We start from the raw sequence: 26915 nt of genomic DNA on the forward strand, positions 1-26915 counted from the left end.
ATTAATCCCCTTTGATTAATTTTTTAATATCGTCAAGGCCAAAATTGCCGTTGGGGCCAATAAAAGTCGTATTCAAGGCACCACAGGCTGACCCAATTTTTAATATCTCTTCTATAGCAAGGCCTTGCAAAAAACCATAGATACAACCAGCGGCAAAACAATCGCCGGCACCGGTTGTATCTACCGCCTTGACCGCAAATGCCGGGAGTTCATATCTTTTCCGGCCCGTATAGGCGGTTACCCCTTTACTGCCATTCTTAATAATGACATAGCTAATCCCCTGCGCAGTTGCCCATTCTATAAAATCACCGGTAATAGCCAGCCGTTCTCTGAGCCTGTTAATTTCTGTTGTATTAGGTACCAGAATATCGCTCAGGCCCAGTACGGCCAGCAAGATGCTGCCGTTAATCGCCTGCACCAGCGGCCCGGGATCAAACATGACCGCCGCACCCCGGGCTTTTATCTCCCGGACAAAATCAACAATTTCACCGGCGTTTTCGGCCAGAAGGTAATAACCGGTCAGATAAACAAATGCAGTTGACGCCATTAACGGCGCTGCGATTAAGGCGGTCGAAAACTTGCTCTCACAGCCTTTAAAGGTCATAAATGTCCTTTCCGAAGCAGCGTCCACAATGACCAGGGAATACCCGGTACGCTGACCGGCCTGTACCCGGGCACAGTCCCGGGGAATATTGGCTGCTTGTAAATAAGCTTCGATCACCTGGCCGTCAGGATCGTCGCCTACGGTTGAAACCGGGTAGGCAGTAATCCCCAGATTCTTCAGGGTGCAGGCCACATTAATTGTCGACCCGCCCACCCGCTCAAACGATTCATTAATCAGTACATCCTCGCCTTTAGCCGGATACTCTCCCACCAGCAGGTATTTATCGATAATCAGCCCGCCCAGCACCAGTACTTTATTCCTTATAAGGTTATCACTCCCCATATGGTCACCTACTCATCAAGCAGGACGCTGCCTGCCGGGTCCCAGGTTAAATACACTTCATCGCCGGTTTTAAAACGCTCACCGCTGAAAGAGTTTTGCAGCTGAACAATGACTTCTGACCCCATCACCTCTACCCGGAAATTGGAAATATTGCCGGCATAGGTGATAAACTTGACTCGCCCGCACAAACAATCCTTACCGGCCGGACGCTCAGCCGCCAGACTGATGCGCTCCGGCCGCACGGCCAGAATGCAGGCGGCTCCCGGCTGCCGGCCGGCAGCCGCTCCGGCCGGTAGCCGGATTTGCTCCCCGTTACCCAGTTCCAGACAATAACGGCCCTGATCAAGCGCTTTGACAACCACCTGAAAAAAATTGGATTGGCCCAAAAAGCCGGCAACAAAAGTACTCCCCGGTTTTTCATAGATAGCATGCGGTGTGTCCAGCTGAATAATATTGCCATTTTTCATAACCGCGATTTTGTCGGACAGGGTTAACGCTTCCTCCTGATCATGGGTCACAAAGATAGTGGTAATGCCCAGGTATTTTTGAATCTGCCGCAGTTCGACCTGCATATCCACCCGCAATTTTTTATCCAGAGCGCTCAGGCTTTCATCCAGTAGCAACAACCGCGGTCTGATGACCAGCGCCCTGGCTAACGCAACCCGCTGCTGTTGTCCGCCGGACAACTGACTGGGCTTCCTTTTTTCAAACCCCGTCAGTTGTACCATATCAATAGCTTCGGCCACCTGTTTTTTTATCAGCCCCGGGTCAAGCTGCCGCTGCTCCAGGCCAAAAGCAATATTTTGGGCGACAGTCATGTGGGGAAACAGGGCATAGCTTTGAAAAACCATGCCTACGTTGCGGCGATACACCGGCAGCTGGTTATAGACCTCGCCGGCCACCACTACTTCCCCGGCGTCCGGGCTTTCAAAGCCGGCGACAATTTTGAGGGTTGTTGTCTTGCCACAGCCGGAAGGCCCCAGCAGCGACAAAAAAGTACCCTGTTCAATACTAAGATTAATATTATTCAGGACCAGGTTGGAATCATAGCGCTTAGTCAGATTATTGAGCAAAAAATAAGACATTTGCCATTACCTCCCAAAGACATTCTTAATTGAGGACTGCATTAAGGCTGCAATCAATAGGATCATCGCCATCGTCACCACCAGGATAATGGTTGCCGCAGCATTAATCTCCGGGGTAAAGCCGAACTTTATGGAAGAATAAATCTCAATTGGCAGGGTACTGCTCCCGGAAGGGATCAGAAAATAGGAAATGACAAAATTATCAAAGGAAATCATAAAAGCCAGGAACCCGCCGGCAATCAGCGCCGGCCAGATATTAGGCAGAACAATCCGGTAAAAGGTTGTCCACTCATTGGCCCCCAGACTATAGGCAGCTTCCTCAATCGATTTATCCATGTCGGCAAGTCTGGCCCCGATAACCAGCACGGCATAAGGCAGGGAGATAATAATATGGCCGCTTAACAGCATGAACAGATTTTTACTGAATCCCAGTTCCGTGAGCAGCAGCAATAAGGATAAGCCCATAATCAGCCAGGGAATGGTCAGTGGCATAAGCACCAGGGAATTCACAAGACTCCTGATCCGGCTGCGTCCTGCCGGCAGGCCAAGCACCAGCGCAGTTGCCAGCACAACACAGATAACGGCTGTGATTGCGGCAATATAGACACTGTTGATGACAGCAGCCATCAGCTTGGTATTGGCAAGCAGTAAACTGTACCAGTGGGTGCTGAAAGCAAAGGGCAGCGTATTATAACGGGACTGATTGAAGGACATCAGCGCCAGCACAAAAACCGGAATGTACAAAAAGGAAAAAATCAGAGCCGCATACAGCCAGGCTAATCCTTGTTTTTTCATACTGTTAACCCTCCTTGTTAAATCTCGCTGCCAGCCCCATCGACGCCAATACCATCGCGAGCAGAATAAAAGCAATGGCTGCCCCGAAATTCCAGCCATAGATTTCAAAAAACTGATCTTCGATAATCGTACCGATGACCGAGCCATTAACGCCCCCCAGGATTCTCGGTTCGACAAAGCTGCCCAGACAGGGTATAAACACCAGAATTGAACCTGTCAGTATTCCCACTTTACTCAAAGGCAGGGTAATTTTCCGGAAGGTGGTAAAGGGTGTAGCCCCTAAACTTTGGGCGGCATCCAGGATCGCATCATCCAGCTTCTCCAACGACATGAAAATAGTAATTACCATATACGGAAAATAGATATGCACCAGCCCGATAATAACCGCGGTCTGGGTAAATAAAAGCCCCAGACTGCCCTCAATCAGGTTCAGATTGCGTAAAAAAATTTCCAGCAGCCCGCCGTCACGCAGCAGATTGACCCACGAATAAGCCCGGACCAGGGCGCTTGTCCAGAAGGGAATAATAATCAGCAGCAGTAGCAGCCCTTTACCCTTGCGGATAATCTTGGCCATAATGTACGCCATGGGATAGGCGACGAGCAGGCAAATCAGGGTAACGCTCAGGCTCAGCTGGACAGTTTTGGCGGTTAACTTCAGATATAGCTCTTTTGAAAAAAAATCAGTATAGTTTTGTAAAGTAAAACTGCCGTGCGGGCCATTACTTAAAAAGCTGAAATAAAACATAATAAAAAGCGGGACAACGCCAAAGGCAATGAGCATAAATACTGCCGGACTCATCAGCATAATTTTTCTTTTCATTTTTTCCTCCAGTCAACGCTGCTCGGCTGCGACGTTCCTTACACAAGTGAAAAAAGCAAGCCCAAAATACTTTGGGCTTGTATTTTTTACGGGCAATAGGTTACTGGGCTTTTACTTCCTGCCATAATTCATTCCAAGCCTTTTTCACTTCGTCTGTCTGGTATGAGATAAAATACAGTTTATTGAGGGATGCTTCATCCATGCAATTATCCTTTACCAGCTGCGGGTCCAGGGCTGCTGTCGCCAGGCTGTTGACCGGGGCAGGACCGCCGGATTTAGCCCAGTTTTCCTGAAATTCCTTGCTTATCATAAAATCAATAAACTTATAAGCCAGGTCTTCGTTGGGGGCATTCCTGACAATGGCCCAGTTATCCACCCAGCCAATGGCACCCTCGCGCGGGATGACAAATGTAATCGGCTGGCCTTCCTTTTTCATTAAAGCTGCCTGTCCACTCCACATAACACCAATGGCAATTTGATTATTGGCAAAAAGCTTAGACCACTCATCCCCTGTTTTCCAATAGGTCTTATTAAGCGGTTTTTGCTCCAGCAGCTTCGCTTTAACAGCCTTTAAATCAGACGGCTTATGGGGATTCTGCCCTAAAGCGATGGCAGCAGTCATGACCGCATCATTAAAATCATCCCGGAAACCAATCTGACCTTTATATTTTTCATCCCATAACACATGAATACTGGCCACATTTTCCTTGATCATATTGCTGTTGTAGGCAATAGCCGTTGACCCCCAAACCCAGGGAATCGCGTAAGTTTTGCCATCCAGGCTGTTCTCCGGCAATGTTTTAAACTTATCGGCTATGTACTGATAGTTTTCCAATTTGCCGGTATCAATCGCCGCCAGCAGATTTTCTTTTTCAGCAACCGGCAGCACGGAAGCATTAGGCAGTACTACATCAATTTTGCCCACACCGTCGGTTCTTAGTTTTGTCAACAATTCCTCTTCCGAAGACATATAAATATGGACTACCTTGCATTGATACTTGTCTTCAAATTGTTTAACAACCTCGGCTTTGTCGGAACCATAATCTTTCCAGTTGACCACCACCAGGGTTTTAGTCTCTTTACCCGCTTCCGGCTGGCTTGACCTCAGGCCGCAGCCGGCAACCCCCACGGCCATAATCCCGGCCAGCAGCGTTACCATCGCTTTGCGCAAAAAACCTTTTTTGTTCATTGAATCCTCTTCCCCCTCATTACTTCCTTATATTTCCATTTATCCCCTTATCCGGTGACCCACCGCGCTAAGGCCTGCTCTGCAACCTGCCTATACTTCCATATTGGCAACCACTTTAAACTGCATATTAGGTCCATAAACAACCCGCAGCCTCTCAATCTCACGGTTTTCCCTGTCATAGATCTGACCGGAAGCCAGCAACAGGGGAATATCCTTTTTTATGGTAAAGGTCTCTTTCATAACGGTGTCGCCTAATATTGCATTCATTGACAACTCGGCCCGTTTAGGAAAAATATGATATTGTGTGCGCATAAGATGGTAAAGGGAGCTGTCACTAAAGTCATACTGCTCCAGTCCGGGAAATAAAGCCAAAGGAATCTGCGAGTAATCAATGGTTAAAAAGATAAGCTTTGCGCCTTGCTGTACCCCTCTTACTCTGTCCAGCGCCAAGTATTTTTGATTATCGACGGTAATGATATCTTTGCGCAATACTATGGAATACGGGGTTTCAGCCCGGCTCGCAATATAGTCGGTAAAACCGCCGAAGTTCCAAACATTATAGGTTACTTCTTTAAAGCACACATAGGTGCCTTTGCCATGTACCTGGCTTAATAACCCTTCATTAACAAGATCAGCGATAGCCCGGCGGATTGTTGTTCTGGTTATTTTATACTTTTGGGCCATCCGGGCTTCCGACGGTATGAGATCGCCCTCTTTATATACCCCGCTTACAATATCGTCACGCACTATTTTCGCCAGTTGCATATATAGCGGAATTGCACTGTTTTTTTGCAACATCATCTCATCAACTTCTCTCATGCGGTTGTCTGCTTGTCCGTATCAGTATATATGCTATTTCGTCAAAAGATTGATTACTCCTGCTACTACCGGCATAAACAGCAACTAAATAATAACTATTTTTTATCGCCCGTATTTTCCGAGAATCGAGCAGCCCGGCCAGGATTGCAGCTCACTGAATCAACATTCCTGGTTTATTGTCGTAAAAATCTCCTTTATCTATACGGTGAGACGTAAAATACAAAAACACCAGCTTAAAATTTCAAAATAATTTGAATTATAGGAGGTATTTGTCTATACAACGTCGTACTATTAGAAAAACCGCATTATCAATTGCTTTGGAGGGGAGGTTGCCTATGCCGCAAAATTCAATTACCTCAATCCAGCCGGGGTATGAAAGAACATCTGCATTTCCCAAACCCAAAATCATCTTTGTTACCGATCAGAATGGGAATCTACTTATCGCCAATACCGAGGCCGCCTTAACGGTTGGCGTACCGATGGAGCAGCTTCTGAATCTAAATCTTAGCGAACTTATACATAACGGTACACTTAATACTTCTTACACCTTACGTGCCGCCAAAAATAAATGCGTTGAACAAGGCCTGGTTAAAACAAAATTTAAAATCGAAACCCATGCTATCAGCCAGCCTGTTTTTAGTCCTAACGGCGAATTGCTATATCTGGTAACAACCTGTGTTGCAACCTCAGCTGACAGGAAGAACCCCCGTGCCGGCTTAAACTTAAGAAACAGCCCGGCTCTGAAGCATAATATACATATTGCCGGCTCCACGGCAGAGGATATTGTTGCTGAAAGCAGTACTATGAAAAACATTTTGAATCAGGCTGGAAATGTGGCCAGATTAGACAGTCCGGCCATTCTTTACGGCGAATCAGGCACCGGCAAAGAGGTGCTGGCCCGCTATATCCACCGCCACAGCAATCGCGCCGGCGGCGCTTTTATGGCCGTAAACTGTGCGGCCTTATCGGAATCACTGGCCGAAGCCGAGCTGTTTGGCTATAATAAAGGCGCCTTTACCGGTGCCAATACCCAGGGCAATATCGGCGTAGTAGAGGCTGCCGACGGGGGAACTTTATTCCTGGACGAAATTGCTGAATTACCCCTGCCGTTGCAGTCCAAATTGTTGCGGGTACTGGAGACAGGCGAAATCCGCCGGTTAGGCAGTTGTGTTAATCTCACCAGCGATTTCCGGCTGATTGCCGCCACAAACAAGAATTTAAAAAAGATGACCGAGGATGGATCATTCCGCAAAGACCTTTATTACCGCCTGCATGTCGTAGATTTAGTGCTGCCGCCGTTACGGGAAAGACCGGAAGACATCCCGGTGCTGGCTTTGCACTTTTTAAAAAAGTTTAATGCAAAATATAATTTTAACATCGCCCTGGACAACGGTGTGCTGGCCGCCTTCCAGAGCTATGACTGGCCGGGAAATGTAAGAGAGCTGCGTAATGCTGTAGAAAAATACATCGTTTTGGGCCTGCAGGATAAGCCGGCTCAGATTCCGCTAACCTTGTCAGCTGCCGGCCGGCAGCTGAAGCAGTCCCAGTTTGCCATAGCCGCTGAAGGCCAGGGCTCACTAAAACAAGCCATGCATCAGTTTGAGGAACAATATATTTACAGCATTTTAAAAGCCTGCAACTTCCGTACAGGCGAAGCCGCCAACCGCCTCGGTATTTGCCGCACGGTGCTCTACCGGAAACTGAAAACATTTACAGGCTGCACCAAGCTGAAAGATGGCTAATCATACAGTCTCACAAACCGTCGTGCTGCTATATACTGTCATGCTCTGCCGTAAGAAAACCCTGCGAGGCATTTGCTCCGCAGGGTTTTCTTGGGCCGGGAAACGCTGTTTTTCCCTTAATAAAATACTGCCGAGAATAAACTGAGCAGTTCTTTTATCTACTTACTCGTCCAATAAGATCTTTAGCATTTTACTACGGTTATTCGTAAACTCTTTCATAATGGAATAATGCTCTGTTTGCTCATACTCCAGCCGGCAGATGCCGGACTGCGTAAGCTGTATAATCTGGCTGTAGGGATAGGCCATAATAATCGGCGAATGGGTGGCAATAATAAGCTGCGAATTCTGCCGAACCAGTTCGTGCATACGCGTAAGCAGCGCCATTTGCCGCACCGGGGACAAGGCCGCTTCCGGTTCATCCAGAATGTACAGCCCGTTGCCGCCCAATCTGTTTTGAAACACCGCAAAAAAGGATTCGCCATGTGACATCTGATGCAGCGATTTGCCACCATAGGCAGCAATGATCCGCCCTCCCGGTCCGCCGGCCGAATCCAGTTGTTCAATCGTTGTCGCTAAATTATAAAAGCTCTCGGCCCGGAGAAAAAAGCCGTCCCGGGGGCGTTTCGTGCCTTTAACCAGCCGGATGTATTCATGGAGCTCAGAGTGAGAAGCCTGGGTAGTAAAATTAAAATTAACGGTTCCGCCTTCGGCGTTAAAACCCCAGGCAACCGCGATAGCCTCAAGCAAGGTTGATTTGCCGGTGCCATTGTCGCCGACAATAAAGGTTATCTGGGGTGAAAGCCCAGTTCCTGCAGATCAGCAACAGCGGGCAAACAAAACGGATATACATCAAAGCGTGCGACCTTATGCCGCAGCAGCTGGACACTGCGAATGTATTGCTGGCTTGTATGCAGCATGCTATCCCCCTATCAGCTGCACCCAAACACAACGCCGGCGCGGCCCGTCAAATTCGCAGAAATAAATTCCCTGCCAGGTCCCCAGGCGCAAATTATTATCCAGAACCGGCACCGTGATCGAACAACCCACCAGTGAGCTTTTAACATGAGCAGGGGAATTGCCTTCGCGGTGGCGATAGGCCAGCTTAGGAACCATTTGCGCCAAGGCTGCCAGCATGTCGGCGGCCACATCCGGATCGGCATTCTCATTAACAGTTACGCCGGCTGTAGTATGAGGAACAAATATCTGGCAAAGGCCTGCTGTAATCCGGCTTTGCCGGACAAGGGACCTCACCTTGCCGGTAATATCGATAAACCCTTCTTGGGGGGTGTCCAGGCTAAATTGTTCCATAGTTGCCTCCTCTTGACAGAGTATTGTTATCAGATTCTAACTACGGTTATAGATCAATTTTACATTGGCCGGGGTATTATGGTGGTATATAATAGAAGAGATAATAAATATACAGGGTGATTTTATGAGTTTTAATGCTAAGGTTTATGAACTTGTTCGTTTAATTCCGGAAGGAAAAGTAGCCTCTTATGGCCAAATTGCTTTTATGGCCGGGAGCTGGCGGGCTTCCCGGGCGGTTGGTTATGCACTGCACCGCAATCCGTACCAGGGCAAGGTCCCCTGCCACCGGGTGGTTTTTAAAGATGGCCGGCTTGCTGCCGGCTTTATATTTGGCGGCCAGGATGTGCAACGGCTGCTGCTGGAGGGCGAAGGTGTCGAATTTACCGCCGATGGCCGGGTGGATATGACTAAATGCTGCTGGCAGTCCTGAAACGGTCCGGCCGGCAGTCGTTTTCTGTAAATATTTTACACGAACAGCTCCGGTTAAGTCAATGCGCCTTAGGTCTGAGTAGCTAACGGCGGCGGCGGCAGCCAACGCCAAGGTTTTACATTTACAAAAATAAATTGAACTACTGTTAAACCCAGTTGCTAAAAAAACAGGCAACATGATAGAATAACAGTAGCTTTGGTAATATTTAACTATACTATCTAAATTCAGAAGGGTGGTTTTTTAGCATGACACAGGAAGAATATGCGGCAATATTAAAACTGGCTATCGCCAATGAAGCGGATGCTTACGAGTTTTACAAAGGCGTCTCGGAAAGAGCAGCCGACACTGTCATTCAAAAAATGTTCAGCCAATTGGCAGCCGAAGAGCAGGGCCATCAAAAACTTCTGGCCGGTTTTCTGGCCGGAAACTGTACCAGCCTGCATTTTCACGAGTCTGCTGACTACAAGATCTCCGAAACGGTAGACAAACCAAAACTTTCCCTGTCTATGAAACCGGCGGATGCGATTGCTTTGGCAATGAAAAATGAAGAAGAGGCAATGAACATGTATGCCGATTTTGCCAATGCCAGTGCCGACCCGGGTCAGAAAAAAATATTTCAGGAATTGTCCGCAATGGAGAAAAACCACAAAACTAAATTGGAAGAATACTATGTGAATATTGCTTATGCTGAGGTATGGTAAGGTAATACTATAGCAAATCCGGTAGCCCAAGACCGGTGCCATGCGCTGTGGTTGTCAAAAACGGCGTGCCTAGCTTGGCCAGCATATCTGCGGGATCCCGCAGCCTGCATCAGTAACGGCCAGAACCGGACAGCCCCTGCTCATAAGTTTTGATGGTCAGGCGTCCATATTCGCGCATTGCTGCTAAGCCGTTTTAGGCAAAACATAGATTTGACCAAATTCAGTTAATATGTTATAGTTGATATAGTATAATATAAAATTACGCGACTGACGGATTAGTGGAGTTTACCACATGAAGCGTAGTTTTCAGATCACAGTCGACCGTCTGGACAATAATTGTTGTTCAGACGTTTTTTTTGTTTAGTAACGTTTTATTATGCATTGGTTGCTTGGCTGGCTTTATAGCCAACATACCACTTAAAATCGTCCAAATATTGTGAAGTATATTTTTCTGATAAGCGGGCTTATTCTTAGCTGTTGTAATTAGATCAAGGAGGCTGTGTAAAATGCGATTTGCCAAAAATGAAATACCGAAAAGCACCATTAATAGGATAGCAAAATATTATGCAATTTTGCTGCAACTGCGTAGTGAAGATAAAATCATCTGTACCTCCGAAGACCTGGGACGACGCATGAGTGTTCCCTCTTCGCTTGTCCGCAAAGATCTTGGTAACTTTGGAGAGTTCGGCACAAAAGGAGTCGGTTACCGGGTTCACTACATGATATGGCGGATTGAACAGATCCTGGGTTACAGAGCTGCGTGGAATGCAGTAATCATCGGGTCGTGCATGCCGGCCTTAACCCTGCTCACAGCCAGCAGTATCTTCCCGCCGGGAATTCATATTGCCGCAGTTTGTGATCTGGAAAAAGACAATCCGGGAGTACCTGTCGGCGGCGGTTCGGAATTGGCAACCGAATCATTTGCTAATATTAACGCTATTGTTCAGCAGCGAAATATTATTATGGGTATTATGGCGGTGGAGCAAAGCAAAAGCCAGCAGGTTGCCAACAAGCTGGTAGAAGCGGGGGTTACCGGTATTGCCAATCTTTCGTCTATCCCCGTTTTAGTTCCGAAGCATATCCTGCTGGTGGAAGTGAATATTGCTTCCTGGCTAAGCCAGATTACCTATAGCTTGAATGGTATTATAAAAAACGATTTTTTGGCAGGAAAACCCTACATAGAATCTTTTTCATAATAACTTTAAATATGCAGGCTCACCTAAAATAGCTTCTTTAATTTGCTTTTTTTTATCTATATGGTGTCCACTGGATATATCAATCGAAGTACTGCCATTGGCTTTGAAATGAAAATCAACATAAAAGGCCATACCATCAGCTTCTATTTCCACGCGGTGCCGGTGCCCCCCTTTGTGAAGCAAATCCGAAACCGTAACGTCTTTGTAATGCACCGAACAAAACTTTTTAATAGCAGGAACAAGTATTTCTCTATTCAGCATTTTTTCTCTGCTCATGGTTAAATCCTCCTACTGCTCACCAGCACCCGATTCATTGCAAGAAATTCCCCGCAAATTGTACCAAAATACCTGATTGAAGTCAATGACTGCCTCTGATTTTTTCTTCGGCACTGATTGTTGATAAATGGTCGCAGACTGTCCTGTCCGGACGGTCTGCGACCATTTATTCAATATTTACCATAAGCTTGCTTTGGGCGAACTCTTTAAAAAATTCCTCAGAAACAGCCATTTGTTTGGCATCCCTGACAAGTTGGATTCTTTTCCCCATATCGGCGCAGGTACAGTCAAACGGCATAGCTTTATTACAGATCAGACATTTCATCTACCTACCTCCCCTGAAGATGTAATTCTACAATAAATTAACAAATTCCTGTACATGAAGACGTACCTTCATCTTAGCATCGAAGCGCACCCGCCCGGCAGGCGTTTTTTTGTTCCCGGTCTTATCCAGGCCGGAAACGTAGTAAAGCCCAAAGAAAAAACTGACGTGCTCGTACACGTCAGCCTCAGAGTCTGTCGCCAACCCGGACTTTGACTCACACGCTCTCGCGCCCTATCTAAAGCGAATTGCTTTACCGGCGATGCGCGTTATGGGGTCCGATTATTTACGGTTTCCCGTCCTTTTGCACTTGCTGCCAAATTCCACATAGCTTTCAAGGGCCTCGATAATCAATTGCTCCTGTGAACTGCCAGTGTCCGCTGTACCACTCTCCACAGCCTCGCTGATGATGTGCCTGATCTGGGAGGAATGATAGCCGCAAGCCAAAAGTTTCTGAGTTAACTGTTTAATTTGTTCTTGTTTCATAAATCCACTCCTATACTGCCGGACAGTGACAAGTCGCTCCTGCCTGATTGTTTTCTTGCCTTCTTTTCCTTTGCTGCCTATTCCCGTGTAAGGATAAAGCTCACAGGCGCCTGTACCCGCTATGGCAAAGCACCTGTCGGCGTTGCCTTAAGACACAATCGTGTCGTAAGGCAACTTATACAGGTATTAAAAAAAGTCCGCTATACCTTTAAAAGTCTCTATTGTACGCTCACAACCGGCAAAATAAAAAGAAGCCTCCTGTGATGACAACAATAGGAGGCTTCTGCTTTTATCCCGGAAAACTGCCGGCACAAAACATACACGTAATCCCCTCCCTATCGCTCGCAGGTCAACGGTGATTGTTGTACAGGCAGTTCTCCTGGCTCTGGATCATCGCTCCTCCAAACCTTCCCGGAACAATTATGTTCCAGTGGCATATCTTGGACTCACTCCCCATTACAGTGGCGGGACCGCGCCGGTCTTGAACCGGCTTTTCTATTATGCCCTTGCGGGCACCTGCACCGAAAATCAATTTATTTAATTTTTCTTTTAATTTATTATTTTCTAAAGCATAGCACAGACACTAAGGCTTGTCGAGAGTTTTTCTTCTGCTTATTTCGACATTTTCCACTTTACTCCGGTTAAGCTCTTACTCCCCGCTAAGTTTTATTCCTCTGTCGGTTTGTCCGGACCTGCCAGCTTATATTGATAAAAACTTAAATCCAGCCATCTGCCAAATTTATAACCGGCTTTGTGGATCGTGCCGGAAAAACAGAAGCCCATTTTTTCATGCATGGTTCTGCTGCCCAAGTTGCTGGCGTCGATGCCGGCCACCATCGTCGCATACCCCTGAGCGTTGGCAAGCTTTATCAATTCCTGCATGAGAATAGTGCCGATATGTTTTCCCCGGTGCTTATTATGGACATAGACCGAATGTTCTATTGTATACTTATAGGCCGGTTTAGCCCTAAACGGCCCAAAGGTTGCAAAGCCGACAACAAGATTGCCTTCTTCGTACACAAGCACAGGCAAACCGGCATTCACCTTATCCTCATACCATAATGTTCTCGCTGCCATGGTATAAGGTTTATAATCATAAACTGCCGTCGTATTAATGATCGCCTCATTATAAATTTCCTGGATAGCAGCTAAATCACCAGGCCCGGCACTACGAATCATAAGCACACATCCTTTTATGATAAATCTTGTTTATGGGTAAAAGTCAACCCTTAAAACCTAACCCACCCTTTTACAGGCGGTCAAAAGTTTTATGTCTTAATAATTCGCCCGGGGTCGTAAGTTTCCTGCTTATAGAGATATTTTGCGTCGATTTCCGGTCTTTTCGATCTGTATTGTATAGAGGAAACAGAAAAAAGGCCCTCAGCATCACTGGCAGGTGAAGAGGGCCGTCTATTTCGCTGTTTACCTTTCCCATAGTTCTTGAAAACACAAAACAGCAGCAGGCTGCCTTGGCCTCGTATGGATTGCGGCGATTGTCCTCCCAAGCATAGCCGTGCTTCGTTTATTTCATGGCTGCCAGCCAGGGCGTTCGCCATAGGTTTACATCACTGATATTAATAGTTTGCCCAATGGTAAAGCCGGCAAGATTCTGCGCTCTAAAATTGATCGGCGGCGCATCCTGCACAGTATTCGTTCCCGCGATCACACCGCCGATTTGCGAAGCATTGACCTGATTGTAGACCGCCAAATAATAAATAGTTCCTCCCGCCACGTTTACCGTGTCGGTAAGCGGCAATACAAACAGGCCGCCGGAAATCGTTGTTACGATATCGGTTACGCCGACCACCAAGGCGGTGGATGTTGACGTTGCCTGTAAAACAGCCATTTGAAACTGCCCAGTACCGGCACCGACCTGGATGATGTAGGCCGCTACACGCGAAAGCTCTCTCGTGTCCAAATCGCCGCCAAAAGCGATGCCCCCCAGCGCTTGATTATTGCCGCCGCCTTCATTAGGGGCAATGACTACATCAATATTTCCCAAACTAGTAGTCATAATACTTAAATCCATATCCTGCGGGCCTGAAGGTCCGGTGGGCCCGATATCGCCCGTGGCGCCGGTTGCTCCAGTGGCACCGGTTGGCCCCGTGGCCCCGGTTGCTCCGATATCACCAGTCGGACCCGTAGTGCCGGTTGCTCCCGTGGTACCAGTTGCTCCGGTAGCACCGGTTGGCCCCGTGGCCCCGGTTGCTCCGGTATCACCAGTCGGACCCGTGGCGCCGGTTGCTCCCGTGGCACCGGTTGCCCCGGTATCACCAGTCGGACCCGTGGCGCCGGTGGCGCCGGTTGCTCCCGTAGAACCGGTCGATCCGATTATGTCTGTACTAGATTCCCCGATCACAGCCAATACAGACTTGACCGGAACAAGGGCGGAATAAGCAACGCCTGCGTTGCTGTTGTTCCTTAGTTCTACAGTCACAGGCGCAACGGTAACCTCAATTATGCCGATGCCGACAACCTCGCCTGTTTTGATTGGTGAATTACCAATGATAACATCCCCCTGCGAGGAAACCAGCGCAAAGCCAACTCCATCCGTGGCGAGGGAGGACTGTGTTGCCACCCACCAGTCAAATTCATAGCGGCCCGCCTCCTGCAAGGTAATAACACCGGTGGCGTTATCGTAGCTGATATTCCCTGTTGCCACCGTCGTTGAGTCAAATAAAACCGTTGCATTTGTCGCAACTATACCTGCGGTTAAACGTTCTACTTGTAGCAATATATTACTCATACGATATTCCTTTCTTTATTTATAGAGTCCTATAGCAGTTTATGCAGGTTTAGAGCAATTTGTTTAGTGTAACGAAAGCATAGCGGCATTTAAACCGATGGCATGCGAGTAAATATATGCTATTGATCTTAAGAAACAGGAAGTACTATCCTGAATAACCTCTAAGCTTTATTTAATTCGCACCTTAAAATAACAGTTTCATATATTAAAATATAACAATAAAAATCAGGAGTTTCCAGGTAATGAAAAATAAAACGCGAACCAATTATAATGTTTTTAATTACGCAACAAGACCCTTGTTTACCCAGGAACATGCATCAGATATTATTTTGTTTAATGCTTTTTCCGCAATTCAGACAAATAATCCACTATGGATACCGGCTACCGGCAAAAAAATCTGTCTAACAGCAGTGCAGACTTCCGCCCCTGCCGGCTTAACTGTTACATTAAGCAGGACCGGTAATCAGCCCTTCCTGTCAATTGTTTTAACGGCTGCTCTTGCCACTTATAGTGAAAGCTTTCCCTCCCCGGTTAGATTTGCACCGGACGAAATCATCTCACTTACGACCGACACGGCGGGAACAATGTACATTACCCTTGTGGGCTATGAAGTTTGACCTGCCGGCAAAACGCTGTAAAGGGAGTGGTTAGCGACGAATAGCACAAGAATTAACAACAATGTATTTACCGCTGGGCAGCACCCTCTGTTCATCAACAGAATTACTGCTGATATGATCAAAGATTACTCTTTTAGCGCTTTGCCGGCAGCAATACCGGTCTGGACTCCTTCGCCGCAAAAATCTATTAATCTGACAGCCGCACAGGTATCAAATCCGTTGGCCGCAACAATAATCTTAAGCAGTAATGGCGACAAAAGCTTCCTGGCGTTAAGGACAACAGAATCCTCACCAACAATAGTTCAGTCTTTTCCCTCCGCCTACCGGCTTAGTAGCGGTGACACTATCTTTGCCCGCACTGCCGATGAAGGTGAAAGATGTGAGAATTTTGGCGCCGCAACGGCTACGCAAGTCGCCTTTAACAGCCGGAGCGATTTTTCGAATGTAAACAATGCCGCCGGGATGGCTGACGGCCAGGTTGCCGCCTTGAGCTCAGGGCTGCTTATTGGGACCAGGGGCCGAATCGTATTAAGCTATAACATGTCGCTGGCGGCACTTGAACAGTTACAGCTTGAAAGTGTTATAATCAAATTCTATTGCCGTCTTGCACTGACGCTTGCCGTCGGCACCAGTACGATGATCTTCTACTGGCGGCCAAATTCTGCCGATAATTGGATTGAACTGCAGCAGGCCAGCCTTTCCCTGCTGGGGACACTTGATTATTTGACAAGCCCGCTTGAACAGGATATAACCGCGCAGATACTGACAGCGGCAAATCCCTGGGAAGTAATCAACAACCTGCAGACATCTTTTGTAGGCTCTCATACCGGGCTGGGAATCGGCAACACAATCCAGTTGGATGCTGTAGAGGTTGAAATTTGCGTAACCGGCCTCAACCAGCTCACCCTGTTTGGGTTTGAAACCTAATCGATAAAAATAAACGGGGGGACCTTACGTTAACGCAAGACAAAAAAGCACCTGTCATAAACAGCTGCTCAATGTTAACCGATTTTATAGCCAAAACTAGCAGGCATTACAGCCGGCCTGTAGCAAGATAAATATCCATACAAATCTATCCGCCGGCCGACGCGGTGGCAATCAGCAACTCCCGGCACTTTTCACTTCCCGCCCAGACAACAACGAATATACTGATTCCACAATCGCTCGGTCATGTGACAGGCGCCGCGCAGGCCCATAAACGGCAGCTCCGTCAAAATAACTTCATCGTACACGGGCAGGGCGATGTTCTGACAAATCACAGCCGGCGCCGCCCGCTGCTGCAGAATGGCTGTTTCATTGCTGCTGGCCAGCAGCAGTCCGGCCCTCATTGCGGCCAGCTGCCGGGCGACGGCCGGGCTGTCGGTTTGCCCGTCCAGAAGGGTATCGAGGCCGGTCGGCGCAGGATAAGACGGTATCCCGCCCTGCGCCACAACGGTAAGCGGGCCGGTGTCCGCCCACTCGGTGTAGAGCGCCTGGGCCAGGCCAAAAGCCACCGAAGAAGGGGCGGCAATCAGGGTGCGTTCAAACCACAGTTCGCCCCACTGCCGCTGCAGCTCCCGCGTAGCCGGGCGGAGCCGGCCATACAGGCTGTCTATTTCCCGTTGCACGGCGGGGAGGCTCTGTTCGCCCCGCCCCAGCGTCTGGCCGATTGTTTTCAGCCAGAGCCGAGAGCCTTCCAGGCCATAAGGCGGCAGCAGCGCCAAATAGGGCATGCCGTATTCCCGCTGCAAAAATAGCGCCATATCCTGTCCCAGTTCTTGGTGAATGACAAGGTTTAATTCGGCCCGCGTCATCGCGGCTATTTCTTCCGTGCTGCTTCCCGCTCCCGGACAGGCCAGTACTTGGTACCCGGCCAGTTCCAGTATCCGCTGTAGTTCCTGTATATCATTGGCCGCGTTATAATAACCGGCGGTGCCCCCCAGCAAATTCACGGTGTGCGGCTCTACTTGCCCGCGTGATTTAAGCGGCATTGCGGCTAGGTACGCCTTGGCGGCTGTCCGGTAGCCCTCCCAGAAACCGCCTATCAAACCACCGCTGTCCATGCATACCACCGGGCAGGGCATATCCGCCTGCGCAGCAATCCCGGCGAGATCGTCACCAATGAGACTGACGGCGCAGCTATTTTCAATTAGCAGTACCGCTGGGCGGGATGACTGACGCAGAGACTGCAATACCTCCAGCAGATACTCTTCCGTGCCATAAACAACGGCCGTATGATCAGTCTGTGTGCAAAAAAGCCGGTTACTTATGTTGGGGCAGGATTTTTCCAGATACCGGAGGGCATAAAAATAACACCACAGCGGTCCGTTAACCACCATCGCGGCATCGGGGATGCCGGCAAAAAAAGCTGCCGCGCCGGTTAACGCGCAGGTATTACCCTCGGTGCACACATTGTCCCATCGCTCTTTACCAGCCATAGATGACTCCTCCCTGCTGCCGGGACCGTTTGGCCAGCCGCGCCAGTTTACGCAGCAGGGTAATCAGGCCGCCTACTCCCAGCGGCGGCAGCATGGGCAGAAAAAGCTGCCGCTTGGTTTCGTCTTCCAGTTCGTGCGTTGTAACCAAGAGGCCTGCCGCTTGGATCATGGCGCCGCCCGCCTGTTCCTCGACAACGGGCGACACCGTATGTTTGTTCAGTGCTTGCCGCAAAGCCTCGCTCTGCTCGCCGGTAAGGCTGCTGAACAAGACGACTCCCGCCGGCTTCACGCCGGCCAAATCAAGCAATTCAAATATCCAGTCCAGCTCAAACGGGAGAAGCGGACGGCCGATACAGAGCACCACCTTCATAGTCTGTAGAGCAGCACGGGCCGGGGCGGCTTGTTGGTGCAGCCGCTCCGCCTGCGCCGCCTCGGCCAGCACTGCTTTCCCGGCCTGACCTACCGCCTCGCCCAGCTCCTTAAGCCAGGTTTTCGTTCCCTGCCAGCCCACCGGATAATCGCGGTCAAGAAAGGGAATCCCGAACTTTTCCTGCAAATCGGCGGCCAGCCGGCGCATGTAGGAATAGGCATGCGGGCTGCCTCCCAGGGGGAGGCAAAGGGACGAGGCCGGCACACGCCGCAGCTCTGCCAGCGAGGCATAGCCCGGAAACCGGCAGTGAACCTGCAAATCAAAAGGCTGCAGCAATGCCGCGATCTCTTTGGCATACGCGCCGGCAGGGCCGCCGCAGTCGCCTAAGAGAGAAATCTGCGCCGCGCAGGTGGGCTGCGGTTCCATAAACCGGTCAGCCAGGGCTTTGGCAGTATAGTAAAAGCCGCCATGATATTCCCCGTCCAAAAAACCGCTGCAGGGTATCGTCAGCACCGGTATGCCCCAGTCCCGCTCGGCTTCACGGGCGACGGCCGGGGTATCATCACCGATCACTCCGGCCACACAGGAATTGGCAAGCATAATATACTCAGGCTTGTACCGCTCCACGACAGAATCAACACACTGGCGCAATTGGTCTGTGCCGCCAAAGATGGAGTGTTCTTCCCGCAAATTGCTGGTGATCAATGGCGCCGTATATTGCGTCGGCCCTACGGCCTGCCGGGCCAGAGCATAGTAATAGCCGCCTACCTCCATCTGGCGTGCGATGTGGCCGCAGGCTTTGGGACTGTGATAGATCACCACAGCGCCTTCGTTATGCGCCACTGCCCGCCAGACGCCCGGCAGGCTGCAGCTATAGCTGTATTCTCGCTTCGATGTTACTATATAGCGCTTACTTATCGCCATATTGCCATACCAGCCTCCTTTAGTTCTGCCAGGTAATAGGAGCCTCACCTCGCAAATTTGAACACGACCCTCCCTGAACACCGGAAAGGGTCGTATTATAAGAATCCAGCCAATGAATATCCCGGTCGAAAATAGCCGGAAAGAAGCCGCGCCGATAATCCCCTTCCTATCGCACGTAGGTAAGTAATGGTGATTGTTTATCAGCTTCATCCTAACATATCCGAACACAGTGGTCAATGAACATAATCCCTATGCCGCCGCCGTTTAGTTGCCGTGCCGGGAGTTACCCGTTTCCGGGGCATATAACCCTGCCGGCACTTCTTCAATGACTTTGAGCGATACCGGCTGCGACCAATCTGCCGTCTCCGTATCCTTCGCCTGTAATGCATACCCTTCCTACCGCTTCTTCAACCCGAACGATCTGCATTGATTATCGCTCCTCTCAAATGATATTGATACATAGGTGCTGGATTTATTATATTGATTGCCTTTTGGCTGCGGACTGGGCAAGGAATGTTAATAATAGGCCTGCCAGATTAAGCATAGCGGCAATGATAAAGGCTTGGGCATAGCTATCTGTGGCTGCTCTGATAACAGCCGCTAACCGTGGTCCGATAAAAGCCCCCAATCCAACCATGAGAAACATGAGGCCAAAGTTTACGGCTAAATACTTCGAGCCAAATAAATCGGCAAGCAACGGCGCCATAATAGCCAAAAACCCACCGTAACATAAGCCCACAAGCATTACCATGCTGACAAAAGCCAGATAGCTTGTGACTTGTGTCAGCCCGAGCATAGCCGCAGCCAGAATAATAAGCTGTATGAATATAATCGCGAAACGGCCTAATTTATCCGATATCCAGCCCCAGCCAAGCCTTCCCGCTGTATTGGCTATCGCTAATAAACCGACAATACCGGCTGCCAATTGCGGCGATACATTAACGACATCCTGCGCAATAAGCGATACATGACCAAAGAGCATCATCCCGGAGGTTGCTACCGCCAAGAAGATACCGGCTAGTAAATAAAATAAGGGACTCATAAGCACCCCGGTCCAATTTTCAGCCAAGGCCCCGCCGTCCTGAGCGGCAGTTGCCATTGCGGCCATTCCCCGCGGACGATAATCCGGCGGAGCGGCCTCAATCAGTAAGGAAGCAAGCACAATCGCCACCATAAAGGCGATCCCCAGATACTTAAATGTCAGCGAAAGCCCAACTCTTTCGATCATCATTACGGCCAGTGGCGCCCAGGCCACTGCCCCCAGACTGGCGCCGCCTGTAAGCAAGCCGGAAGCCAAGCCCCGCCTATCCGGAAAAAATTTGACAATATTGCTGATTGTTCCGGCCGGATACACTAAAGACAGCCCCAGGCCGGCCAGGGTGGAAAAAACATAGAGCTCCGTAAGTGTTGCCGTATAGCCAAGGCCAATAAGCCCGCTGCCAAGGGCGGCACCGCCGGCCAGTATGATTATCCGGGGTTGTACATGTTCCTGCAGCTTGCCGGCAATAAAAGGCAGAAAAGAACCGAGAACCAGCATCAGGGTAAACGAAAGTGAGACATCGGCCACCGGCCACTGAAACTGATTGCTGATTGGGTTTATAAAGACACTCCAGGCATACATGATACCGGCACAGGCATTACAAATAAAACAGAGAACAAGAAATAACCATCTTTTGGAATCATAATACATAATAAGGTTGGCCTCCCTTAATTAAGTGATGCAATGGAACTGCTATTATATCACCTCGCTTCGGTAGTTCCCCGCAGTGGCTTACTGCACAGCAATAAACCTATGAAACATAAAAAAGCCTAGCCCATAGAAAGCAACAAATTATTGTTGCTTTCTAAAGAGCTAGGCTTGCCTACTATATACCAGAGGTTTTATTCCGGTATCATAATCAAGCTACTCATAGTATGCTTTAAAAAATTAGTATCCTCGACATTATTATATTATAATTGATTATCTTACATTCTTCAATATCTTTTCCGGAACTTTACGTGTATATTATATTAAGTGCTACATAACTATTCGAAAATCTATAATAGTATTTGGCACGATTATTTAGAATAATAGCCGGAATTATTTGAATTTGACAACGTTTTTAGGGGTGATTACTATTAAATCATATAATAAAAACTATTATAGCGCACGGGGAGGAAGTACTTGCGATGAACAATAGTCTATTTAACACACGTTTCAACCGGCTCACGTCTGCCATTACCCTGAAAACACCGGACCGGGTGCCGGTTATTCTGGCTGGAGATTCCTTTTTTGCCCGGCATATGGGGGTATCATTAGATAAATATATCGAAGATTTAGAGGCAAGCAGCCAAATCAACCTGAAATCAATCGCTCAGCTTGGTGAGATTGATGGTGTCCAGTATTTGGCTCCCTGTGTTTATGGCCTTGGGGCCTCAACCTTTTCCCGTGTAAAATTACCGGGAAGGGACTTACCCCCTGATGCGCAGTGGCAGATTGACGAAATCTCCCCAATGCAAGCTGAAGATTATGACATTATCTTAGATAAAGGCTTCAGTTTCTACCAGCAGCAAACACTGGCAAAATACTTACCGGTTGCGATGAGCGATTTGCAAAAGAGCCTGGCCGCCGACTGGGGAAAAATAGCAGCTAACTATGTTCATGCCGGGATTGTGCCATTTAGTCCGTTAATATTCGGCGGTGCTTTTGATGTCCTCTCCAGTGCGCGGGGAATGGCTAACTTAACCAAGGATTTATATCGGATGCCGGATAAGCTAGACGCAGTATTAGCGGTTATTACCACAGATATTATCGCCAAAATGAAGGCCAGGATTGAACAGCTTAACCCGTTTGCCGTTTTTACAGGAGCTACCCGATGCGCGCCGGAGTATATGTCCGTAAAAATGTGGGAGCGCTTTGCATTACCCTCCCTGAAGAAACAGGTGCAGGCGGTTATCGACTCGGGAGCCTATGCATTGCTACACTGGGATAATAACTGGACCCGGGCTATCGAGTATTTGAAAGAATTCCCCAAAGGCAAATGCATCTTAGCTTCTGACAGTAATACTGACTTGTATAGAGCCAAAACAGTATTGAATGGTCACATGTGTGTCATGGGGGACATTCCTGCCGCACTGCTTACACTGGGAACACCGGATGAAGTCTATCAGTATAGCAGCAAATTAGTAAACGACCTGGGGCCTGCTGGTTATATCCTGGCAGTTGGCTGCTGCACTCCGCTTAATGCCAAGCCGGAGAACATTAAGGCTATGATTGCCGCCGCTACAGGGAATTAACTGCTAAATAACGGCTGAGAGCCTGGGATAATTAAAATGCAAAAGATAGGCGCAGCGGGCTCAAACATTTTTTAATAAATTCTCTGATATTCACGAGCATGTTAAGTTTTTGGTGCGTTGTTGGCAAACAAAGGTATAAAAAAGACGACTACATTCATTTTTTTAATGTTAGGGGTCGTCTTTTTTTATTAATTATTTGCTAGGATAACCGGTTTTTACCCGGTTAATTTTATTATTCTTTAGGGTTTTGATATTTACCGGTAATGCATAGTCATGCTGTTCTCATCTATGGTCTCAAGTACCTTGAAGAACAGCTGAATTGCCGGATTGTTGTGTTTCTTTTTCCAGATAGCCACTATATTGGCGCAAGCGTCTTTGCCTTGCATATCAACCAGGGAGATACCGGAAGGGGTATAATGTGCCAGTTTGGGATTCTTAGACCAAAAGGAAATACCCACGCCTGCTTCAACTAACCAGAATATCCCTTCCAGCTGGGTTGTTGTACTAACTATATTGGGTGAAAAACCTTGCTTTTCACAAAATTTGATGAACCATTTATAGTCGTCCGAGTTTTCTTTCTCAGATAGGAGAATAAAGGATTCATTAGCGAAAGCCGAAATGTCGATCGAGGTTTCTCCAGCATAGGGATGGTTACTGGGCAGCAGAAAACATAAAGGAAATTTGTAAATAACACGCTGCATGAATTTGTCGGCTTTAAACTGATTGCCGAGTCTAACAGTGAAGGCAAGGTCTAATTCTTCTGAATCCAGAGCATCCTCCAGCATTTTGAGCGTAAGGATCTGAATATCCATATGTATTTGCGGGAAAAGAGCCCGAAATCTTTTTATAGCGTTAGGTAAAAAAGCACTTTCATCCCCAAAACAACCGATTTTTAGGTTGCCGCGTATTCCATTGCTCGCTTGGCGGGTTTTCTCAACAACTGCAGCAACGTTGTTAAGCAGATTGACGCCTTCTCTTAATAAGGTTTTTCCTGCCACGGTCAGCTCCAGTGAGCAGTGATGACGAATTAACAATTCAACCCCCAGCGCTTCCTCAAAATCAGCGATTTGTTTACTTATCGTCGACTGACCTATGAACATGCGTTTAGCAGCCTCGGTAAAACTCAAACACTGGGCAACCATTATAAAAGAACGTAAATACCGGATGTCCACAGCGACAACTCCCCCTTAATTTTTCTACACTATAATCATAATTCAATAAATACTAACAGTATAGATACTAATTACCGGTTGGTACGATTTTTAGGAATATCAGCCTGAATTTTTTGAATTTGACGAAAATTATCAGACTTGCTTATTATATAAATCAAAGGAGGAGTCTTCATGATAGTAAAAACTTGGCATTGTTCAACACCCACTTCAACCGGCTAACAGCCGCACTTACCCTGGAAGCACCGGGCCGGGTCCCGGTATTCGGGCAGGCGATTCCTTGTTCCCACAGACATTATCGCCGGATTGCCGCTGCTACCGTGGGTGTTGCGCGCAGCAGCGGGGTTGCTTTTCCCTGCCGGGAGAAATGAAGCTTGCAAAAAAAAAACGATTTGACAACTTTCAATCTTAAAGAATATTGGAGGTAAATCTAAATGGCTGATACTATGAAAGCAGAAGAAAGAATTGTTGCGGCGATAAATCTGCAGCCGGTGGACCGGATCGTTTGTGCGCCGATTATTGAACAATATGCCGGTCAGTTTGCGGGCCTTACTAACAAAGAGTACATGACAGATTGGGATAAGGCCATGGCGGCAGTCCAAAAAGTGTGGGAAACATACCCGGTATGGGATTGTAACTCCTGGATGCTGTGCGGGCGTTTTGCTTCGGTTGCCCATAAGTGCGGTCCCGGCCAGATGCGCCTGCCGGGCGAAGGACTGGATGATAACGCCCAGTATCAGATTATCGAATTTGAGGCTATGAACCGGGATGATTACGCCATCATCAAAGCAAAAAGCTTTGATGAGTACCGCCTGACTTTCCTGGAACGGTGCCATAAAACCACCAGAGAAGAGGTGCTGGCAGGGATAAAAGAGTCTGCCAGGCTGAGGGCCGATGAAATTGCCCGAACTTTGGCGCGCGGACAAAGTTCGTGTTACGGCTTTATTATCGGCACATTCCCCTTTGAAGCATTTTCTATTATGCGGTCCCTCGAAAAGTTTTACAAAGATATGTTTCAAATGGGGGGAGAACTGGAGGAAATACTGACCAAAGCGACCAAAGACCTGCTGGCCAGTGCCATTCCGGCTATTAAAGCCACCGGCGTCAACCGGGTATTTGTAGGCGGCGTCAGAGGCTGCGGGCAGTTCATTTCCCTGAAGCATTTCGAACGGTTTGTATGGCCTAATTTGAAATATTTCCTTAATACCCTGATTGAAAATGATATTGTTCCCATTCTCCATTATGACGGTGACTGGACGAAGAATCTGGAGTATTTCCTGGAACTGCCTAAAGGAAAATTCGTACTGGAACTCGATAGTGCCACCGATCTGTTCAAGGCTCACGACATCCTGAAGGATCACTGCGCCATTATGGGTGATGTATCAGCCGCGCTGTTTACCGTAGCGTCTCCCAGTGAACTTGATGAGTATGCCAGGAAGCTCATCACTACTTTCCGTAAAAGCGGCGCCAGCCTGATTTATTCATCCGGCTGCAATGTGCCAGTTAATGCCAAACATGAAAATGTTAAAGCTTTTTTTGAAGCAGTGGAGAAATATGGCCGTTACAGTTAGCATGCACACTTCGTCTGAAATAACTGGGCTATTTACCCTGCTTTCTTTATAGAAGGATTGCTACATCTCCAGGCTGCCAAGCCATCTTCTGCATAACTGGAATAAAATAAAGCAGAATTCAATCCGGTAAAAAATAGGATTGAATTCTGCCAAAAACATGCAGTAGAAGACTGATGTTCTGCTCGCTATATGTATACTGCAAGGAGTGATTTTGTGAAAAAAGTCGGAAGATTAGGAAAAATGCCGGTTATACCGCTAGCTTTATTACTGTCAGTACCGCTGTTCGCAACCCCGGCCAGCAGTAATCCCGTTTATGCTGCTGCCCCCCAGTCTTTTAGCGATGTCCCGGCTGACCACTGGGCTTATGCGGCAGTGACCCAGCTTGCCACAGCCGGCATTGTGGATGGCTATGACGATAACTCGTTCAGAGGCGATAAAACTATGAGCCGGTACGAATTTGCCATTATCGTTGCCAAAGCAATGGATAAGTTCGACGCAGCCGATGATGCCAACAAGCAGCTGATTGATAAATTGTCGGCTGAATTTGCCGGTGAACTTAACCGCCTGGGCGCCCGGGTGGCCAAAGTCGAGACTAAAACCAACACCTGGGTGAGCGGTGAAACCCGCTTCCGGTATCTGGGAAACAGCCCCAAGGCAGGCGGTACCAAGCTGCACGGCTCAGACAGCTTTGATTTCCGCCAGCGCGTTAAATTCCAGGGCACTATTAATGACCATATTTCATGGATTGCCCGCGCTCAGGCTACCGGCAAGGCCGGCAACTATAATAATGGTGCCGACGGCAGCAGCGCTTCCTTCGATATGTTTGCCGTTACTGCCCAAAACGCTATCGGCCTGGACAAAGTCCGCATTGGCCGTTTCCCCTATGACAGCTTCTCTCACGGCCTTTTCGGCAAGGCCATTGGCGTTGACGGTGTTCGTATTGATAAGAACCTCGGCAAGCTGCTATTTACCGGTTCGGTCAATAATGTCAGGGGCAATACCAGTCAGGGGACCGGTACCGGCGACAGCGGCGATGCCAACACCGTCACTACTGCCCAGTTCACCGGGAAAGCGGGCGCGGCAGTGGGCTGGAAGGCCGGTTATTACTGGTCTGACGCCCCCGGCACCGGCAATCTTAAGGGTACCGGCAATACCAATACCGGCATTTTCGGCACTAACGATACCGCTGCAACGATTTTTACACAAAGCCGCGGTGTGTCCGCCGGCTTTGACGTCAAACTGGGCAACACCCTGCTGATCGGTGACTATGTAGCCACTACGCTTGATAACGCCGTTGCCGGTCTCCCCTCCAACCCCAAAGGCTGGTCACTCGAGCTCACCAACGCCACGAAAGCGCCCCCTGTCTTCTACGGCGGGAAATACCTCGTGGATGCCAAGAAAGTCAGGGATTTCGGCTGGTCGGTTTCCTATCGCAGTATTGATGCCGGCGCTATTCCGAACGGCGCCGGCGGCTTTGACGCCCAGGCAATAAGCTATGCCAGCGATCCCTATTCCACTATAACTAAAGGCACTGACAATATCAAAGGCCTGTTTGTTGCGCTGCAAACCACAATAAGCAAGAATGTGGTCTGGACCATCGAGGGACAGGATCTGAAGATTAAGAACAGAGGTTTGACCAACCTGTCTGCCGCTGATCTTGGCAAAACCTATATGACCAAGCTTGAATTTTTCTACTAATATGATTGGCGG

At 48.4% G+C, this 26915-nt stretch carries 28 protein-coding genes and 2 riboswitches; of the genes, 10 read left to right on the forward strand and 18 right to left on the reverse strand.

All coding sequences use genetic code 11. The features are described from left to right. Nucleotide 1: 1 nt before the first annotated feature. From SPTER_RS12460 to SPTER_RS12485, 6 genes are all read right to left on the reverse strand, one after another. On the reverse strand, nucleotides 2-946 hold the full coding sequence (locus tag SPTER_RS12460) for a carbohydrate kinase family protein (protein WP_144350687.1): 945 nt from the start codon (nucleotides 944-946) through the stop codon (nucleotides 2-4). A gap of 8 nt (nucleotides 947-954) precedes the next feature. Beyond that, nucleotides 955-2031 carry an ABC transporter ATP-binding protein gene (locus tag SPTER_RS12465; protein WP_144350688.1) on the reverse strand — a complete coding sequence of 359 codons (1077 nt, stop codon included), beginning with the start codon at nucleotides 2029-2031 and terminating at the stop codon, nucleotides 955-957. A 6-nt stretch (nucleotides 2032-2037) separates the two neighbouring features. Further along, nucleotides 2038-2826, reverse strand: coding sequence for an ABC transporter permease (locus tag SPTER_RS12470; protein ID WP_144350689.1), 789 nt, complete (start codon nucleotides 2824-2826; stop codon nucleotides 2038-2040). 4 nt (nucleotides 2827-2830) lie between these two features. Beyond that, complete coding sequence (locus tag SPTER_RS12475; protein WP_144350690.1) at nucleotides 2831-3646, reverse strand: ABC transporter permease; 816 nt, start codon at nucleotides 3644-3646, stop codon at nucleotides 2831-2833. Between the two features lie 100 nt (nucleotides 3647-3746). Continuing rightward, nucleotides 3747-4835, reverse strand: coding sequence for an ABC transporter substrate-binding protein (locus tag SPTER_RS12480; protein WP_144350691.1), 1089 nt, complete (start codon nucleotides 4833-4835; stop codon nucleotides 3747-3749). A 90-nt stretch (nucleotides 4836-4925) separates the two neighbouring features. Further along, nucleotides 4926-5654 (reverse strand): GntR family transcriptional regulator, encoded by a 729-nt coding sequence (locus tag SPTER_RS12485; RefSeq protein WP_211367269.1) that lies wholly within the window; start codon nucleotides 5652-5654, stop codon nucleotides 4926-4928. Between the two features lie 335 nt (nucleotides 5655-5989). On the opposite strand from SPTER_RS12485, the gene SPTER_RS12490 reads away from it, so the two are divergent. Then, nucleotides 5990-7396 (forward strand): sigma-54 interaction domain-containing protein, encoded by a 1407-nt coding sequence (locus tag SPTER_RS12490; RefSeq protein WP_144350692.1) that lies wholly within the window; start codon nucleotides 5990-5992, stop codon nucleotides 7394-7396. A 162-nt stretch (nucleotides 7397-7558) separates the two neighbouring features. Here the strand turns inward: SPTER_RS12490 and SPTER_RS12495 are convergent, their stop codons facing one another. The 3 genes from SPTER_RS12495 to SPTER_RS12500 are packed head-to-tail and all read right to left on the reverse strand — an operon-like array spanning nucleotide 7559 to nucleotide 8704. Continuing rightward, the gene (locus SPTER_RS12495) at nucleotides 7559-8143 is read right to left on the reverse strand and encodes an AAA family ATPase (protein ID WP_246105288.1); all 585 of its coding nucleotides are present in this window, start codon (nucleotides 8141-8143) and stop codon (nucleotides 7559-7561) included. A 38-nt stretch (nucleotides 8144-8181) separates the two neighbouring features. Further along, the gene (locus tag SPTER_RS25785) at nucleotides 8182-8313 is read right to left on the reverse strand and encodes a hypothetical protein (RefSeq protein ID WP_342787087.1); all 132 of its coding nucleotides are present in this window, start codon (nucleotides 8311-8313) and stop codon (nucleotides 8182-8184) included. Between the two features lies 1 nt (nucleotide 8314). Then, a complete protein-coding gene (locus SPTER_RS12500) occupies nucleotides 8315-8704 on the reverse strand; it encodes a secondary thiamine-phosphate synthase enzyme YjbQ (protein WP_144350693.1) in 390 nt (129 codons plus the stop codon). Between the two features lie 124 nt (nucleotides 8705-8828). Between SPTER_RS12500 and SPTER_RS12505 the strand changes: the two genes are divergently transcribed. From SPTER_RS12505 to SPTER_RS12515, 3 genes are all read left to right on the forward strand, one after another. Then, nucleotides 8829-9134, forward strand: a complete 306-nt coding sequence (locus SPTER_RS12505; RefSeq protein WP_246105289.1) for an MGMT family protein — start codon at nucleotides 8829-8831, stop codon at nucleotides 9132-9134. 245 nt (nucleotides 9135-9379) lie between these two features. Then, entirely contained in the window at nucleotides 9380-9835 is a 456-nt protein-coding gene (locus SPTER_RS12510; RefSeq protein ID WP_144350694.1) for a ferritin-like domain-containing protein, read from the forward strand. 253 nt (nucleotides 9836-10088) lie between these two features. Then, nucleotides 10089-10173: riboswitch (ZMP/ZTP riboswitch) on the forward strand. A gap of 168 nt (nucleotides 10174-10341) precedes the next feature. Continuing rightward, on the forward strand, nucleotides 10342-11031 hold the full coding sequence (locus tag SPTER_RS12515) for a redox-sensing transcriptional repressor Rex (protein WP_144350695.1): 690 nt from the start codon (nucleotides 10342-10344) through the stop codon (nucleotides 11029-11031). Here the strand turns inward: SPTER_RS12515 and SPTER_RS12520 are convergent. The 5 genes from SPTER_RS12520 to SPTER_RS25055 form a co-directional block, all read right to left on the reverse strand. Next, nucleotides 11026-11307 (reverse strand): hypothetical protein, encoded by a 282-nt coding sequence (locus SPTER_RS12520; RefSeq protein WP_144350696.1) that lies wholly within the window; start codon nucleotides 11305-11307, stop codon nucleotides 11026-11028. The genes SPTER_RS12515 and SPTER_RS12520 overlap by 6 nt on opposite strands. A 166-nt stretch (nucleotides 11308-11473) precedes the next feature. Beyond that, nucleotides 11474-11632, reverse strand: coding sequence for a hypothetical protein (locus SPTER_RS24740; RefSeq protein WP_170233247.1), 159 nt, complete (start codon nucleotides 11630-11632; stop codon nucleotides 11474-11476). Between the two features lie 279 nt (nucleotides 11633-11911). Then, nucleotides 11912-12115: a hypothetical protein gene (locus tag SPTER_RS12525; RefSeq protein ID WP_144350697.1), complete on the reverse strand. Its 204-nt coding sequence runs from the start codon at nucleotides 12113-12115 to the stop codon at nucleotides 11912-11914. Between the two features lie 352 nt (nucleotides 12116-12467). Continuing rightward, nucleotides 12468-12650: riboswitch (cobalamin riboswitch) on the reverse strand. A 131-nt stretch (nucleotides 12651-12781) separates the two neighbouring features. Then, nucleotides 12782-13294 carry a GNAT family N-acetyltransferase gene (locus SPTER_RS12530; protein ID WP_144350698.1) on the reverse strand — a complete coding sequence of 171 codons (513 nt, stop codon included), beginning with the start codon at nucleotides 13292-13294 and terminating at the stop codon, nucleotides 12782-12784. A 343-nt stretch (nucleotides 13295-13637) separates the two neighbouring features. Next, nucleotides 13638-14861 carry a hypothetical protein gene (locus tag SPTER_RS25055; protein ID WP_211367270.1) on the reverse strand — a complete coding sequence of 408 codons (1224 nt, stop codon included), beginning with the start codon at nucleotides 14859-14861 and terminating at the stop codon, nucleotides 13638-13640. A gap of 242 nt (nucleotides 14862-15103) precedes the next feature. Here SPTER_RS25055 and SPTER_RS12540 point away from each other — a divergent pair, with 242 nt between their 5' ends. Both SPTER_RS12540 and SPTER_RS12545 read left to right on the forward strand, forming a co-directional pair. Beyond that, nucleotides 15104-15478 carry a hypothetical protein gene (locus tag SPTER_RS12540; protein ID WP_144350699.1) on the forward strand — a complete coding sequence of 125 codons (375 nt, stop codon included), beginning with the start codon at nucleotides 15104-15106 and terminating at the stop codon, nucleotides 15476-15478. A gap of 114 nt (nucleotides 15479-15592) precedes the next feature. After that, nucleotides 15593-16405 (forward strand): hypothetical protein, encoded by an 813-nt coding sequence (locus SPTER_RS12545; protein ID WP_211367271.1) that lies wholly within the window; start codon nucleotides 15593-15595, stop codon nucleotides 16403-16405. A 191-nt stretch (nucleotides 16406-16596) separates the two neighbouring features. On the opposite strand, the gene SPTER_RS12550 is transcribed toward SPTER_RS12545, so the two are convergent. From SPTER_RS12550 to SPTER_RS12560, 3 genes are all read right to left on the reverse strand, one after another. Next, nucleotides 16597-17895, reverse strand: a complete 1299-nt coding sequence (locus tag SPTER_RS12550) for a nitrogenase component 1 (RefSeq protein WP_144350700.1) — start codon at nucleotides 17893-17895, stop codon at nucleotides 16597-16599. Continuing rightward, nucleotides 17885-19189 (reverse strand): nitrogenase component 1, encoded by a 1305-nt coding sequence (locus SPTER_RS12555; RefSeq protein ID WP_170233248.1) that lies wholly within the window; start codon nucleotides 19187-19189, stop codon nucleotides 17885-17887. The genes SPTER_RS12550 and SPTER_RS12555 overlap by 11 nt, the downstream gene beginning before the upstream one ends. 475 nt (nucleotides 19190-19664) lie before the next feature. Further along, entirely contained in the window at nucleotides 19665-20879 is a 1215-nt protein-coding gene (locus tag SPTER_RS12560; RefSeq protein WP_144350702.1) for an L-lactate MFS transporter, read from the reverse strand. A 479-nt stretch (nucleotides 20880-21358) separates the two neighbouring features. Between SPTER_RS12560 and SPTER_RS12565 the strand changes: the two genes are divergently transcribed. Further along, nucleotides 21359-22465, forward strand: coding sequence for a uroporphyrinogen decarboxylase family protein (locus tag SPTER_RS12565; protein ID WP_144350703.1), 1107 nt, complete (start codon nucleotides 21359-21361; stop codon nucleotides 22463-22465). 254 nt (nucleotides 22466-22719) lie between these two features. Here SPTER_RS12565 and SPTER_RS12570 read toward each other — a convergent pair whose 3' ends face one another. Beyond that, on the reverse strand, nucleotides 22720-23637 hold the full coding sequence (locus SPTER_RS12570) for a LysR family transcriptional regulator (RefSeq protein ID WP_144350704.1): 918 nt from the start codon (nucleotides 23635-23637) through the stop codon (nucleotides 22720-22722). Between the two features lie 185 nt (nucleotides 23638-23822). Between SPTER_RS12570 and SPTER_RS12575 the strand changes: the two genes are divergently transcribed. The 3 genes from SPTER_RS12575 to SPTER_RS12585 all read left to right on the forward strand — a co-directional run bounded on the left by SPTER_RS12575 (nucleotide 23823) and on the right by SPTER_RS12585 (nucleotide 26903). Next, a complete protein-coding gene (locus tag SPTER_RS12575; RefSeq protein WP_144350705.1) occupies nucleotides 23823-24005 on the forward strand; it encodes a hypothetical protein in 183 nt (60 codons plus the stop codon). A 63-nt stretch (nucleotides 24006-24068) separates the two neighbouring features. Next, the gene (locus tag SPTER_RS12580; RefSeq protein WP_144350706.1) at nucleotides 24069-25205 is read left to right on the forward strand and encodes a uroporphyrinogen decarboxylase family protein; all 1137 of its coding nucleotides are present in this window, start codon (nucleotides 24069-24071) and stop codon (nucleotides 25203-25205) included. A 213-nt stretch (nucleotides 25206-25418) separates the two neighbouring features. After that, on the forward strand, nucleotides 25419-26903 hold the full coding sequence (locus tag SPTER_RS12585) for an S-layer homology domain-containing protein (protein ID WP_246105290.1): 1485 nt from the start codon (nucleotides 25419-25421) through the stop codon (nucleotides 26901-26903). Nucleotides 26904-26915: the final 12 nt, after the last annotated feature.

It is taken from the genome of Sporomusa termitida (assembly GCF_007641255.1).
In the GTDB taxonomy this organism is placed as follows: Bacteria; Bacillota; Negativicutes; order Sporomusales; family Sporomusaceae; genus Sporomusa; species Sporomusa termitida.

Bases quoted from the DNA above. Each gene is read 5' to 3' on its own strand.
- SPTER_RS12540 (WP_144350699.1), top strand. From the start codon at position 15,104: ATGAAAAATAAAACGCGAACCAATTATAATGTTTTTAATTACGCAACA.
- SPTER_RS25785 (WP_342787087.1), bottom strand. From the start codon at position 8,313: ATGCTGCATACAAGCCAGCAATACATTCGCAGTGTCCAGCTGCTGCGG.
- SPTER_RS12515 (WP_144350695.1), top strand. From the start codon at position 10,342: ATGCGATTTGCCAAAAATGAAATACCGAAAAGCACCATTAATAGGATA.
- SPTER_RS12525 (WP_144350697.1), bottom strand. From the start codon at position 12,115: ATGAAACAAGAACAAATTAAACAGTTAACTCAGAAACTTTTGGCTTGC.
- SPTER_RS25055 (WP_211367270.1), bottom strand. From the start codon at position 14,861: ATGAGTAATATATTGCTACAAGTAGAACGTTTAACCGCAGGTATAGTT.
- SPTER_RS12565 (WP_144350703.1), top strand. From the start codon at position 21,359: ATGAACAATAGTCTATTTAACACACGTTTCAACCGGCTCACGTCTGCC.
- SPTER_RS12470 (WP_144350689.1), bottom strand. From the start codon at position 2,826: ATGAAAAAACAAGGATTAGCCTGGCTGTATGCGGCTCTGATTTTTTCC.
- SPTER_RS12520 (WP_144350696.1), bottom strand. From the start codon at position 11,307: ATGAGCAGAGAAAAAATGCTGAATAGAGAAATACTTGTTCCTGCTATT.
- SPTER_RS12485 (WP_211367269.1), bottom strand. From the start codon at position 5,654: ATGAGAGAAGTTGATGAGATGATGTTGCAAAAAAACAGTGCAATTCCG.
- SPTER_RS12475 (WP_144350690.1), bottom strand. From the start codon at position 3,646: ATGAAAAGAAAAATTATGCTGATGAGTCCGGCAGTATTTATGCTCATT.
- SPTER_RS12490 (WP_144350692.1), top strand. From the start codon at position 5,990: ATGCCGCAAAATTCAATTACCTCAATCCAGCCGGGGTATGAAAGAACA.
- SPTER_RS12460 (WP_144350687.1), bottom strand. From the start codon at position 946: ATGGGGAGTGATAACCTTATAAGGAATAAAGTACTGGTGCTGGGCGGG.
- SPTER_RS24740 (WP_170233247.1), bottom strand. From the start codon at position 11,632: ATGAAATGTCTGATCTGTAATAAAGCTATGCCGTTTGACTGTACCTGC.
- SPTER_RS12510 (WP_144350694.1), top strand. From the start codon at position 9,380: ATGACACAGGAAGAATATGCGGCAATATTAAAACTGGCTATCGCCAAT.
- SPTER_RS12500 (WP_144350693.1), bottom strand. From the start codon at position 8,704: ATGGAACAATTTAGCCTGGACACCCCCCAAGAAGGGTTTATCGATATT.
- SPTER_RS12550 (WP_144350700.1), bottom strand. From the start codon at position 17,895: ATGGCTGGTAAAGAGCGATGGGACAATGTGTGCACCGAGGGTAATACC.
- SPTER_RS12530 (WP_144350698.1), bottom strand. From the start codon at position 13,294: ATGATTCGTAGTGCCGGGCCTGGTGATTTAGCTGCTATCCAGGAAATT.
- SPTER_RS12560 (WP_144350702.1), bottom strand. From the start codon at position 20,879: ATGTATTATGATTCCAAAAGATGGTTATTTCTTGTTCTCTGTTTTATT.
- SPTER_RS12480 (WP_144350691.1), bottom strand. From the start codon at position 4,835: ATGAACAAAAAAGGTTTTTTGCGCAAAGCGATGGTAACGCTGCTGGCC.
- SPTER_RS12580 (WP_144350706.1), top strand. From the start codon at position 24,069: ATGGCTGATACTATGAAAGCAGAAGAAAGAATTGTTGCGGCGATAAAT.
- SPTER_RS12545 (WP_211367271.1), top strand. From the start codon at position 15,593: ATGATCAAAGATTACTCTTTTAGCGCTTTGCCGGCAGCAATACCGGTC.
- SPTER_RS12505 (WP_246105289.1), top strand. From the start codon at position 8,829: ATGAGTTTTAATGCTAAGGTTTATGAACTTGTTCGTTTAATTCCGGAA.
- SPTER_RS12465 (WP_144350688.1), bottom strand. From the start codon at position 2,031: ATGTCTTATTTTTTGCTCAATAATCTGACTAAGCGCTATGATTCCAAC.
- SPTER_RS12555 (WP_170233248.1), bottom strand. From the start codon at position 19,189: ATGGCGATAAGTAAGCGCTATATAGTAACATCGAAGCGAGAATACAGC.